This window comes from Enterovibrio paralichthyis (genome assembly GCF_019209835.1).
In the GTDB taxonomy this organism is placed as follows: domain Bacteria; phylum Pseudomonadota; class Gammaproteobacteria; order Enterobacterales; family Vibrionaceae; genus Enterovibrio; species Enterovibrio paralichthyis.
In genome coordinates this window covers 315,451-329,078 of sequence record NZ_JAHUTS010000004.1, presented here as the reverse complement: position 1 = coordinate 329,078, position 13,628 = coordinate 315,451, and the positions used below count along the sequence as shown (strand labels likewise).

Below are 13,628 nucleotides of genomic sequence, written 5' to 3'. Positions count from 1 at the left end.
CACCATGTAGCCTCTTTTTTTATTCGCCGGATTTTAGTGCTTTTGATTTTGGCGCTTTTGTTTTTGACCTAAGGCTACCCGCCCTGCGCCCAACAGGGTTATCGCCAGCAGGACAAAGATATTCATGCTGCCGCCACCACTTCCTCCACCTGAATGTGTCGGTGCCGGTTGGGTAAACATAGGCTGGTTACTGTCAGCACGTGTCGGTTTCACTGGTTGGTTGTTTTTCACTTCACGGGCAGTTTGCTCTTTCAGTACACGCGCTTGGTTCTTACGCTCCAGACCCAATTGCTGGAAAACCTCCTCTTCAACCACCAGCAGCGAGGTGTAATCCGTCAACAGCCCATACTCTAACGCGATATCTTCGATGGCCTGTTCTTTGTCGCTGTCTTTTTGCTCAAGGTAATCCATTTGTGCCTGCAGGTCGCGAATGGCAGAGAACGCCCACATTCTTTCAAGTTCCGGATGCGAAGAGGCCACGTCCGGCAACATCACTTTCGTGCGGTATTCGCGGGACTCACCAGCAATATCCATGGTCAGGGTCACCTGCGCCTCACCACCTTTGAAATAGTGACCAAAGACAGTCAGCTGTTCACCTCGGTACAGGCTACTGATTTGCTCAGGTGTCAGGTCTTTGATTTTTACCCCATCTATATCGAGCTGAATATTGCGGTACGCCTGATGAGTCAGTTTGCTGGTGATGTTCATCAAATGACCAATGATGTCATCTGCATTGGACACAGATGTCGCCACACCGTTGGATAACTTGGTCATTGGCACCAGAAGTGGCGTGTTGGCACTGTTACCCATAATGAAGGTGAACAAACGCACATCGTACTTTTCCATCAGTGCAAAGAAGTGGCGCTTTTCGGTAACACCTACATTGGCGACACCATCAGTCACCAGAACAACACCGGTTGGGCGATCGTCATCCAGTTTACGAAGTGCTGCTTCCATACCTTCATACAAGTTGGTGCCATTGCTGGGTTCAACCTGTTCTACGGCCTGCAATGCCTTATCGATATTTGCCTGATTGACTGCAATAAAGCCTCCGGTCAGGTCATAGGTGCTGTTATCAAACATTACGATGCGAAAGCGATCCTGCTCGGGCAGTTTACCCAACCCCTGACGTACACCTTCCACCAGCGTTGAATATTTCCCGGACATGGAGCCAGATTTATCCAGTACGAATACCCAGTCACGCCCCTGAGTAACAGGGATCAGGTCATCACCCGGTGTGAACGTAAGTTTTACGGTACCGCGCTTTGACACTTCCGGGTCACGGTATGCCACCATATCGACACGCCCCGGCAATCCATCCTGCAAACGCCAGTAGAAAACCACATCCTGATCTAAACGCATGGCTGCTTGGGATTGTGATGCCCCGCCTTCTCCAAGTGCAGCGGCTGTGTTATTGCTTACCGTTGCCTTCCAGGTTGTATTTTCGCCATCAACTTCCTGCGCAATCACCGCTGAAGGGTGCGCCGGCAGCCTCACGCCATCTACCGGATACGATGAACGCAACGTCACGTTAAAGGAAAAGTCCTGCTCCACGGCATCATTGCGTGTCCAGAAGCTGGTTTTCGCTTCGTCCACGCCACCCTCTTCCAGTGGATAGACGTAGCGGCCAATCCCATGATCCAGCAGCGCATCCTGCATATAAACCAGCTTCACTTTCACACTTTGCTGCGGCTGGACAGGGAACACCCGCATATCAAAGGTTTTGTATTCGTCTTTTTCTGTGAGTGCAGTGGCATTGCCCTGCGCTTTCTGGTCGTCATAGATCTTGCGCGCTTTCTCCTTGGACACCGCTTCTGCGATGACGGGAGAACCGTTTATCCAATAGATAAACTCCCCAACCACGGCATTTTGCGGAACAGGGAAAGAGTACAAGGCTTCCAGTTCAACATCGTTGGGGTTGTAAAACGTTTGCTCAATAGAGGTTGTCGCATAACCGTCCTGAATCGCGACATCGACGTGATGGGATTGAATTTGAAGATCGCTGTACTGGCTGTTCACAGGCTTTAACAAACCTGCCGCCAACGCTTTTGGTGAAAATGCTGCAATAATCAGGGTGATCAACAGCGCGCCCCAGATGGCGAATGGTGAAATCAATTTCGGTCGGTTCAGCATCATTGCCTCCTTTACCTTCTGAATTTGGAGAAGTGTTTCTCCCGTTGCTCAGTAGGTTGCCCCAAGGCTTAGTTGCCACAAAGCCCATCAAGCAAAGTGGCAAATGATGATACTGACGGTGCTATACAGCGTGACTTTTGGGTGACTCATCCCCGGATTCGTAATCGTCAAACAGTGGGAATGTCCATCGGCGCAGCGCAATGACCATAGAAGTGCCGTGACGTTCCTGCATCGCCAAGTCGCTGTCACTGTTGCACGACTCATAAAACTCTTTCACCAACCGCTGGATACGCTGCTGGAATTTGTAGTTGGTCGGCAACGACATGAGTCCGGTTGACATCACCAGCTTCTCATCATCTTTAGAGAAGTGAGTACGAAAGAAGGTTTTGATCACCTGCTGCTGGAAAAACTGCTGGATAGGACCTCCGGCGATCCAGGAGAACGAAGGCGAAATCTTCAGTTTGATCCGGTTCTCAGGCATCAATTCGATCACTTTGATGCGATCAAGATGGGCAAGCTTTTGGATAAGTTGATGTTCAGTGAGGTTATATTGTCCCAGGATTTGTTCAAATCGATATCCGTTGGTAATGCAGACTGCCACCAGCAGTAATGCTCTGTCTGCAACAAGCTGTTCTTCCTGCTCCCAGGTCAGAGAAGAGAGGCTCTGGCTTTCTTCTTCTGCCAGTTTGAACAGTGCCGTCATTTCCAGATCTATCAGGCCACATACCGCCGAAAGCCGCTCCAGGCTCATGCTCCCGCCATTGGCCAAAAGCCGCTTTACTGAGCCTTCACTCAGGTCGAGTGCTTTCGCCACATCCTGATAGTTCACACCCCGCGCCTTCAGCTGCTTTTTCAGCGCCTGAATTACCTGATCACACTCTGACATTACTCTCTCCTTGATTGCCCACCTAACGTTAAGCGCAATCGAAGCAAATGCCAAGACGAACTCACCGAATGCGAGTCATCGCGCTTTACGGTTGATTCCTAGGATATTTTCTAGGTGCGGGAGAAAGCCAACAACCGCTCAATGAACAAGTTTACCGGTGCACTTCCTTTTCTTCTGGCATGCCGGATAACCGAAATCGGGCGTTTCGTACCATCACAATTAAGTTTGATGCGCTTGAGTGTCCCTCGCTCAACTTCCTCGCTCACGGTGGCGGCAGGAACAATGGCGATCCCGACTTCAGCCTCAACGGCTTTTTTGAGTGTATAGATATTGTTGTGAGTCATGCGGATGTCCACTTCAACACCATGTTGATCCAGCAAAGCGTCAATCGCGACACGGGTCGGGATCCCCTCTCCAAAAGCAATGAAAGGCTCATCCTCGATATAGGACAGTGAGATGGATTTTTTGTGGGCAAGACGGTGTCGGGGTCCCGTGATCAACACCAGCTGGTCTTCGGAAAATGGCAAGGCTTCAATCGTGGGTCTTTTTTGCGGATAAGCAACAATGCCCACGTCTATTTTCTCTTTTTGGATATGTTCGTAAATTTCCTCGCTGTGACGATACTCCAAATGCACCCGGATATTGGGAAAGGCTTTCATAAACGACGCCAGAAAGTCGCCGATTTCATACATGCCAACGCTGTGAATGGCCGCTACACGAACATGCCCCTCCATGATGCCCTGATGGAAATTGGAGCGAACTTTGATGTTTTCACACAGCCGGAGAATTTCTTTCACATCCTCCAGAATTAGAACCCCTTCCGGTGTGAGCTGGGTGGTCTGGGAAGTGCGGGATAACAACTGTTGTCCGAGCGCATGTTCCAGTTTTTTGATATGCACGCTCACAGCGGGTTGGCTGATGTGGTTAAGTTTGGCAACCTTAACAAAGCTCAGTTCTCTCGCCAGTTCGTTGAACAGTTTCAGCTGTGTCAGATTCATATGAATAGCTTTTCGTTATTGAACTCATAATTTAATAACATTTAAGTTACATCCCTGACTATTGCATAATTAAACCTATTAATAACATTCTCAATAGTTAGAAAATCAGGATGATTGCAATCGCAAGCCCTGATAGGAACAAGGAGGGAATCGCGATGAGTCAGGCCATTCAGATCGGCACTGGAAGTGCATCAAAAAAAGCAAACAACAACGCTCCATCGCTCAATTTCGACCTCAACAAAAAATCCAAACAACTGGCATGGAATGCGGATGGAAAGTATCCCTACACGAAGAAAATCAACGTTGTCGACTACGAAAAGCACAAACACGAATTACAGATAGAACTGCTCAAGATGCAGGGCTGGGTGAAAGAAACCAACCAACGCATCATGATTGTTTTTGAAGGGCGTGATGCTGCAGGTAAAGGCGGAACCATCAAGCGCTTTATGGAACATCTCAACCCCCGTGGTGCCCACGTGATCGCTCTGGAAAAGCCGACGGCCAGAGAGCGCAATCAGTGGTATTTCCAGCGTTACATTGAACACCTGCCCACCAAAGGCGAAATCATCCTTTTTGACCGCTCCTGGTATAACCGCGCCGGAGTGGAAAAGGTCATGGGATTTTGCGATGACAACGAATACCTGGAATTTCTGCGTCAGGCACCAGAGCTTGAACGTATGTGGACAAACAGCGGTATCAAGCTGTTCAAATACTGGTTTTCTGTCAGCCGCGAAGAGCAATTCCGCCGCTTCAAATCACGCCAGACCGATCCCCTCAAACAGTGGAAGTTGAGCCCGGTCGATCTCGCATCGTTGTCAAAATGGGACGACTACACCAAAGCCAAAAATACTATGATGTTCCATACCCACACCAAGGATGCGCCCTGGACTGTGATTCTGTCTGACGATAAAAAGCGTGGCCGCCTCAATTGTATGCGCCATTTCCTGAGCCAGCTTGATTACCCCGGGAAAGATCATGAAGTTGTAGATTCTGTCGACACCTTGGTGGTGAAAAACCCTTAGTGAGCCAAAGGTACACCACTGAATAACCCAGGGAGGGAGTATGGGAAACATCGCAAAATTGCAGCTCAAAGTGCAACAGCGTTACGAAGAAGCCAAGTCCGCGTCAGACCTTGCTACAACCGCGAAAGAGCAACTGAAGCGCGCGACGGAAGCGGTCAGAGACGCAGAAGAAAGTGAGAAACGGGCAGGCAAGAAACTGAAAGAAGCAAGGAAAAAGCTAAAAGAAGCGCAATCCCTGGAAGTGGCAAAGAAGAAAGCATCAAAGAAAAGCGCGATCAAAAAAGCGAAGAAAATGAGCAAAAAGAAAAAGAAGTCTTAGCACCAGAACGGCAAAAGCCAGATCCAACCGGATCTGGCTTTTTATCAGCGATTCAAAGTCAGCATACTCAGAGCGCCAGTGCTTTTTGTTTTAACAAGGTTACCGGAACACGGAGGATCCGCATGTTCGAGCTATTCGTTTCCAAAATCACAATGGCCGTTTCATCATCTAACTGATAAATATCGGAATAAGATGAAGCACCTTCCACCAACTGGATAGGACCTTTCCAGCTCTGTCCTTCATCAAAGCTAAACCAAAGCCCCAGATCTTGTCTGGCGTTTGCACCTGCAGGCTCACCTTGAGGGTTGGTGAAGAGTAGATAACCCGTACCGTCCGCTTCCCTGAACCGGGTGATTGAAGCATCCACTGCTCCCGCACTCATATTGCTGAATACGCTGGCATTGTTGCCTGCAAGCAGCTTCCAGGTTTCCCCGCCATCTTCACTCAAAAACTGCTGACGTCGGGTGTAGTTCACGCCATCGACAACATTGTTAAAATCAAGGCGCGCCGTCAGCAACAGGTTTCCATTGTCCAGCTCAACCAAGTCAGACTCGCTTGGCTCAAGCGTTTCAAGTGAGGTACTGGTTTTCCAACGATACGGCAGTGGGAGGTTTGCCCCTGTATGCCAATTCAAGCCACCATCATCGCTATAGACAGACATCACGTTGAGGAAGTAGCGGTCTAGCGTAATCGCCGGATAAATCAAGCGGCCGTTGTGGTTACCGAGAATATTTTGCTGGTGGGACAAACGGATACCGTGACCAGGCCCCGGATTAACACTGGAGTTTCCATAAAAACTCATCGTGTTGCCGGATTTCACCTTAGTCCAACCCAGTCTTTGCAGATCTGTCTCTGTCGTAGCAGGGTTTTGCTGGGCCAAATTGTAAGCATCAAAGCTGACTAGGGATTGCCCTTGCTGGGTCAGCGTCAGATCCTGCACGTGAATTCGTCCATCAATGGCCGTGTCGGCATTCCCGAACTCAATTTGGTTACTTGATGACGCTTCCCCTTGCCAGGAGGCAATCTGTACGCTGTCAACCCAAAGGGAAACCACTTTACCTACCGCATCATACTGCCACTGATATTGATGGAATCCATGGGCGTCATCACCGTGAGCCGCTATCGTAACAGGCGTGGTGTCACCATTGAGCTCTGCAATCAGGTCGCCTGCCGCATTGATGCTCAGTGTCATGGAAAACAAACGACCTCCATCTGACACCTGAACCCGGTTTGAACCGCCGTTGTAGATCCTTAGTGTCGTGTCCAGTTGCCAATCCTTTGTGCTGTCCAGATTGGCGCTGCGTCGATAGGTTTCAGCCCCGCTCCAACCCGCAATCTGGAAGCTTCGCTCTTTTACCTGATTGGTAATCTCGACAGGTGCCTGCCAGTTCTCAGACGCAATGTCATAGGTACTGTAAAACACACCGCTTGGCATCCAAGATCTGATCGCATCTCCATTTTGCGCCGCCCCCGTTGGCCATCGGACATAAGATACCAATACACTGTCTGTTGACGGGTCGTAGACCGGACGCGGGTCAGAAAAATCAAACTCATCGCTCACATTAATCTGCTCTGTGAGGTTTAATTCCGCATTCCAGGTAACACCTCCGTCTTTTGATACCCTGGTGAGAATGTCGTTGGTGTTATTTGTTGAGCCAGGGTCTCCACCACCGACACGTTTTTCCGCAAAAGCAGTAACAACCCCCGGCGTCACCGTACTCGCAACGACGGACGGAATTCTGTCTGGGCCAAAGAAAATGACATCACCCTGCACTTCAAACTGCACATCTCGATAGGCTGCGACACCATTAGTATGCGAGGAGCCATTGCCCCAAACAATCATGTTTTGTGAGGTAGCACGTGGCGTGATCTGATCCTTAATCAGTTTGCCATCAAAGTAGAAACTGGCCGTGGGCGTATCACCCGGGTGATAAACAACTTCATATTTATGGTAAGCGGTGGCGGCATCCCCTGTTGCAAGAATGGTGCGTCCACTCTGCCCTTCAAACTGGACGCCCAAATCCCCATTGCTATCCAGTGAGAGTATGGGCAAAACACGGTTTGTACCGTTGGCATAGTAGTTGGTGATATAGCCACCACTGATCATTTTCATGTCAGTCGTTAAGCGCCACCCATAGCTGGAAGCGCGACTGTTCTGGTCGGCTGACAGTGTCGATTTCCACTGCGCCCGCCCATTCACGCCTTGAGCTATCCAAGCCGGAAAGCCTTCACTGGTCGATAAACTGCCACTGCCGCTTGCACTGTGGTCATCAACCCACCCTTGCTCAGAGGGCTGATCCTTTTGAGGGTCTGACGTTGCTATAAATTCAAAAAGCTCAGCATTGACCAGTGATGAACTACACCAGGCCGCCACCATCAATGACATGAGCTTTGTTTTCCTGAATTTCATGTTTTCTCCCTTTAGTAGAGTGCGGCATCAACAAGTCATTCACTGCATCTCCTACAGACGAAATCATGGTCTTTGCCACCAATTTGCCCATATTGTTTGATGGGCTTTTCCCCACCTACCGCTGTGGGCATTTTTAAGCACTCCTCAAGTGATACAAAAAGCTGAGGAATCGAGATGTTGACTATATTGAAAATAATTTCTTTTTATTAATGTAATGTAAAAATAATTTTTATCAATAATCAAAGCCCTTTCATCTCGATTACCTGACACCCATTCAAAATATGTGCAACTAACCTCATTGCAGCGGGGAAAGTGCGTTTTAGTGTCAGAGCAATTTGAAAGCAGCGATGGGAAAAACGATGGCTTGTCGGGTCGGGAAATTCGAACGAACTATTTGTTACCGGGAACAGCAATATGAAAAGAAGGCAATGAGGAAATTTTGGGGTCAGTCAGGAATAGATAAAAAAATACCTCTTTACCAAACAAGAATATTAATAAAATTCAGTTGGTTATAGAGGTATTGTTACTTTATGGTTGAATTATCGGCGTGTTGATACAACCATAAGTTGTAAACATAAATAACCATTAATTTCATAGCCTTACGACAAATACAACCATAAGTTGAATTAGCCAAAAACAACCATATGTTGAGATTTTCGTGACACTGCAGCTTTCGCAGTTTTTCCCTTGAAAGAAAGTTTCAGACACTTCTGGAAGTAACAGTAGTAGAATCTGATACGAGTAGGCACTTACCCAACAGCACACGCCCTACGACCAGAAGGCTGCACGCCAAGAACAGTGTCGTGCATAAAAACGCCACCCGAAGGTGGCGTTTTAGTTGTTACAACCACAAAAGATAAATATCCCATATATTCAACGCATTATGGAAGAGTAACGATAGGTTGCCATATACTGTTACCTTGCAATTAAGCCTATAACAATAAGACGTCAACTTTTACGAACTTGAGAAGGAAGGATATCCGGATGCGTGAAGTGAGTAACTGCGTATGAAGCCACATTTAGCATGGCTTCATATTATCAGTCTAAACAATAGAAAAACTAAACGCTGAAGAGTCCATCTTCTTTGGAGTGATCTTCTTAGTTTTGATAGGTGTGACGTTAGATTCCAACAATTGTTGCTTTAACTTTTTATTCTTAGCCAACTCTTTAACTTGCTGGTCTAACAAATGGCTAGTAGAGAATGACTGTGCTTCCACAGCGGGTGATGTCGAGCAGCCAGCATATCTTAACTTGTTCATACCTACTCCCATTTCTCCAGACTGCAACGCTTGGTGCAGTTCCTCAGTATGCTTATAAATCTCATTATACATATCAACATCAAGTGGCGCAAAAGATTCACAAACTAAGCTTCCAGCCAAAGCCCTATAGAAATAATTAATTTCATGGTCAGACTTGGGGTCATTCTCAATCGCATGTTCAACGGCTCTTTTAACACAGTAGTTATCTCGATAGTGCGTAAAAGCCATGCCCCCACCACTTCCGTCAAACAGAACACCCAGTTCACTTTGGCAGTTAAAACGGTCAGGAGTCCATTGATCCAACGACACAGATACGTAACTGAGTGAGCCTCTACCAAGCTTACGATAATTGTCGACGGCAACTGTATACTGATCGATATTTATCATCCCAAGCTTAAAAGATTGATTTAAAACTAGTTGCTCATAATCGCCACTATATAAGATCAAGCAAGGCTGTAAATCAACGCCATCAATAGGTTGATCAATGTATAAGTACTTGTTTATCGGAACATCACACCGTACACCATCCGGATCTGACCACATTGAATCGCATGCGGCTGATTTATCGTCAACGATGTATGTTGTCATTTAATTGTAGCTCATTGATAAAAAAGAAATTGAAGTATAACTATGTAATCTCCAGAATCAAGTACACTTGGTGAGCATCGAGTATGGAAGTATGTATAGTCGGCAACTCAATAGACATTTTTGAGCCTTTCTTCGTACTGCTTTCATACTCTACGGTGGTATCTGATCGTTGGAACTTGTCAAATTCCACTTTGCCCTACATGCAGTTTTGCAGACGCCGATAGAGGTTCACCTTTATGTCTCCAAAGATATTGTCCTTTTTCCATGAAGAAATGATTTTTCTCGAATCTAACCAGGTGACCAAGGCTTGATTCTCAGGAGTGTCTTTTAATCTTGGCGAATAGTAACCGGTAGTTATTTCAGAATAGGGCTTGGGCAGATGGGACAAGACATCACGCACATCAATATCACTCAAGTTAGAGTGATATTGATTAAAGAGTGAAATTTGTGTTGCTACCGGAGAGGAATGCTTTATTAGAGCACTAGCAACGCTTCCATCAAGATTTTGCAGAGTCACATCTGAGTTAACTATGATAGACCCAACGAGTGCTAAACGTTCTGGAACATCAACTACCGAGTGTAAGTCCATCAACTCGATGACTTTTATCTTGTTATGCTGAGAAATTTCCAATTGCAGCAGATCTTCCAAGATATCATCGTCCAATGAAAAATCTTCTGGTTGCTCCAAAAATTTATCGACATTATTAGCCACAAACTGCACTTGCAACGCTCTGTCTTGGAGTGCATTTAAGCTATCAGTAGAAAATAAGATCTTCGATTCCTGAATAAGTATTTTAAGTTTTGTTGGCTCAATCCCTTCAGGAAATTGGGTAAATGGCTTTGGTAACGCTCGCACATACTCTTTGTAGTTGATATCAGAAAATGAGTTCTCGTTAACCAGAAAGGAACGTATCGACTTCGAATCACAATCACTAGGGATCGCTCGTTTCAGAATAGCGGCTCTAACAACGTCTCGATCGAGATACTCAGCCAAACTCTGCGCCTCAAAGGCTCCACTTTCCATGAAGGTAAGGCAGTTTTCCCAGCTCGGTGCAATCATGGTCAACTTGAAGAGCAGTGTATGCAAACTCTCGGGCACTTCTGCTAACGTAGGTAATTGTGTTGTCTGCTTTTCAAGAAACTCTTGGAGCGAGCCTGCGGCAATCTCTTCACGGCGAATTACGTCCAAAATGGCGGAGGTATCCTCCTCGGTATTTGTTTCAATAGCCAACAGAATATTTCGTAAGTAATTGTCAAAACTACTCTCAATTCGATCTATTAAGACGTTACTATTCGTCGACCGTAATGCCGTGAAGTTCCTTGTTCGTAATGAACTGAGATCCGTCCCTCCCAATATCTCTTGATAGGCGAACTCTAAGTTCGCAAATGTAAGTTCAAAAAGACCCTCTTCAAACATTGTGTTCACAATGTCAGGGTGCGATTTAATTGCTTCAAAGTCTTTGACCTCGAAGTTAAGGCTAGTGAACTTTTCTGGTTCGATAACAGGCGAACTAATCAAAATCTCAGATAGATTCTCTGATACAAATACAGAGAGTTCCTCGAAGTCCCTTGATAATAATTCAAGTGAGTGTTCTGTTAATCCCTCAATGAGCTGAGTAACGTGAACGAGATTGTTAGTACTGGAAAGTACAGTGGGCACTAGGTGATTCCAGACTTTCGCTAAGCCTTGAAGAAGCTTAGAAACATCTCTCCCGCTATCGTAATAAGCAATTAAGAAGCTTTCACAGCTGGTATAATCAGCCATTATGTACTCAAAAAGCTTATCTAATTGACTTTGATATCGGCTTTCATCGCTCAGAAGACTATCAACAAGTGAGGTATTTAAAATGTAACTTTGCCCGAAGTCCTCATCTCGCATGGCTGCAATAACTTCGTGTGGGTTATCAATCGGAAAATCAGGCTCGGGCGAAATGAATGCACGTATTTTGATAAGGAACTTGTTATCACTTGGAGACATTCGACCAGAGTGAAAAAGTGATGTGTATTGGTAGTACGTATCATCCAAATGACCTTCCAGAATCAGAAAACGAGCTAGCTCCGCATTCCTCCCTAACTTTTCAAAAAGCTCCAGAGAACGATCACCATTCAAGCGCAACAATTCATTGAGTTTAGCTGTGCGAAGTGTTGCGATCTTTGGTCTCAAATCGCGCATTTTTCGCAGCGTAGCTTTTTTGCCTTCCTCAGACTTACTTTCTATCTCCTCCTTGCGCTGAAGATAGGTTTTGTGAGGATCTACTTTACTTTGGAGTCCAGAAATGTCTTGGTATTGAGTATAGTTATTCGCAAAGTAGCATATCACTCGTTGTGCCTCAATGAGTTGCTCGAATGAATCACAGTTAGCCAAAGAATGAATCTCCACCGGCGTATTGTGTTCAATACCAACGCGTATTGTCCTCGGAGAAAGCATCTCTAGAAGTGCCATTGCGTAAATCTGACGCAGCTCCCTCAAATCAGAAGGTGTCTGACGCTCTCCTCTCTCAAGCTGATTTTCGAGTACAACTATCTCTGCTCTAAATTTTTTCTCTCCATGACTTATTAGTTCATCTTTGAGGTTCAATAATGCAGCGAGAGTTCCCTCACCTCGATGTAATTCTTCAAAATCCCGCGGATAAACATTCTTGTATATCAAAACCGCAAGAAGTTTGCTGGCATCGAGCAAATTCTCTCCATCTGTTTCCAAATTAGCCACATAAATGCTGTATTCATTAAAGATGTTTTGAATCAAACGTAGGTCGTTTAAATAACGGGATACCTCTCTAAGAAACTGGCGATCAAAACCTTCCTCAATCGCAAGTCTTGTTCCCTGTTTCAAGACCATATCAATTGAGTTTGATGTATTTATGATTGGTATTACGGGGATGATAAATTCGAAGAACTTGGTTCGTTCGGTGTTCATAAACATGTCATCGCGCAGTGCATATAAAAACCGCACATGTCGTTTCACACCTACGTTTGCGTTCACAAGATTATTAATCTCACGCAATGTAACAAAAATATCAGCGTTCTCGAATCGATCTAGATCCTCAATGATTACAAGGTCATAGCTGGTTTCTTGGAAAAAATAGACAATCTCATCTAAATGACGATTCAATATCGATGATTCGTCGTCAGATGCAGGTTTAATTTCGACATCTTTTAGCGAAATACCCTTGAGTGACAATCCAAAACTCATGACATAGAAGTGATGTAGAGCAGCCCAAAGGAAAATAGCTGCAAACACGAAGAAACCAAGATTGACTGAGTTTTCTAACGCTATGGGAGTGAAATATGTGCCACTGATGACATCTTCTCGCTGGTGAAACACATACCAAAGCGAGAACATCCCAAACATTATGTAAAGAGACTTAAAGATCGACCAAACATTAGGCGATTGAATTCTTTTGAAACGAGATAAAGGTAGTTTGTTTGCATCTGCTCCGTAAAGCATCTGCTGTAAAATACTTCTCTCTATCTCCTGTCGGTCTACTGCTTCTGCCCTGATGTCGGCTTCGGTAATGAAGGTCGCAAGTGAAATATGGAGAACTGGGCGTCGATACGTTTTCAGGAAGGATTGGATAATGCTGCTCTTTCCTGAGCCATAAGGCCCTGTCAGAGCAATATTGGAAATCTTCGGATTGTTCGTCGCAAACCGTAACGCTTCCGAATAGGTGCCAGATTTATCTGCCTCATCTGTTGGCGCCAGATCTACAAACTTCGATTGCATATCGCTAGCGTTATCTTTTCGTTCCAGCCAAGACGCTGTTCTATCTAGCCCTTTAATGAGCCAACGTACAAATGAGGTGATCATTTTATTCATATATATGTGATTATTGGATTTATAAAAATCAGAAAAATGATGAAAACAGATGCTTTGTGTTATCAGTCCATTACGTGACATTAATATGGTTGCGAAGCAATACGGTGAGGATTATGTGTTTCAACTGATAGCCAACACATCATCCTCAAGGTTAATGTCACAAGCTCTCTCCCTTCGAACCACAATAACACCATTT

Annotated in this window: 8 protein-coding genes; 2 read left to right on the top strand and 6 right to left on the bottom strand. The window is 45.6% G+C overall.

Annotation, left to right across the window (positions count from 1 at the left end):
- Positions 1 to 33 precede the first annotated feature (33 nt).
- The 3 genes from KU854_RS07450 to KU854_RS07440 form a co-directional block, all read right to left on the bottom strand.
- Complete coding sequence (locus KU854_RS07450; protein ID WP_218357785.1) at positions 34 to 2,133, bottom strand: VIT and vWA domain-containing protein; 2,100 nt, start codon at positions 2,131 to 2,133, stop codon at positions 34 to 36.
- A 121-nt stretch (positions 2,134 to 2,254) separates the two neighbouring features.
- Positions 2,255 to 3,019, bottom strand: coding sequence for a helix-turn-helix domain-containing protein (locus KU854_RS07445; RefSeq protein ID WP_218357784.1), 765 nt, complete (start codon positions 3,017 to 3,019; stop codon positions 2,255 to 2,257).
- A gap of 110 nt (positions 3,020 to 3,129) precedes the next feature.
- The gene (locus tag KU854_RS07440; RefSeq protein WP_218357783.1) at positions 3,130 to 4,017 is read right to left on the bottom strand and encodes a LysR family transcriptional regulator; all 888 of its coding nucleotides are present in this window, start codon (positions 4,015 to 4,017) and stop codon (positions 3,130 to 3,132) included.
- Positions 4,018 to 4,172: 155 nt separating this feature from the next.
- Here KU854_RS07440 and ppk2 point away from each other — a divergent pair, with 155 nt between their 5' ends.
- Both ppk2 and KU854_RS07430 read left to right on the top strand, forming a co-directional pair.
- Positions 4,173 to 5,039, top strand: a complete 867-nt coding sequence (ppk2, locus tag KU854_RS07435) for a polyphosphate kinase 2 (protein ID WP_218357782.1) — start codon at positions 4,173 to 4,175, stop codon at positions 5,037 to 5,039.
- Positions 5,040 to 5,079: 40 nt separating this feature from the next.
- On the top strand, positions 5,080 to 5,358 hold the full coding sequence (locus KU854_RS07430; RefSeq protein WP_218357781.1) for a hypothetical protein: 279 nt from the start codon (positions 5,080 to 5,082) through the stop codon (positions 5,356 to 5,358).
- A gap of 67 nt (positions 5,359 to 5,425) precedes the next feature.
- Here the strand turns inward: KU854_RS07430 and KU854_RS07425 are convergent, their stop codons facing one another.
- From KU854_RS07425 to KU854_RS07415, 3 genes are all read right to left on the bottom strand, one after another.
- Positions 5,426 to 7,768 carry an exo-alpha-sialidase gene (locus KU854_RS07425; RefSeq protein ID WP_218357780.1) on the bottom strand — a complete coding sequence of 781 codons (2,343 nt, stop codon included), beginning with the start codon at positions 7,766 to 7,768 and terminating at the stop codon, positions 5,426 to 5,428.
- A 1,043-nt stretch (positions 7,769 to 8,811) separates the two neighbouring features.
- On the bottom strand, positions 8,812 to 9,615 hold the full coding sequence (locus tag KU854_RS07420; protein WP_218357779.1) for a hypothetical protein: 804 nt from the start codon (positions 9,613 to 9,615) through the stop codon (positions 8,812 to 8,814).
- 196 nt (positions 9,616 to 9,811) lie between these two features.
- Positions 9,812 to 13,432 carry a YobI family P-loop NTPase gene (locus KU854_RS07415; RefSeq protein ID WP_218357778.1) on the bottom strand — a complete coding sequence of 1,207 codons (3,621 nt, stop codon included), beginning with the start codon at positions 13,430 to 13,432 and terminating at the stop codon, positions 9,812 to 9,814.
- Between the last annotated feature and the right edge of the window lie 196 nt (positions 13,433 to 13,628).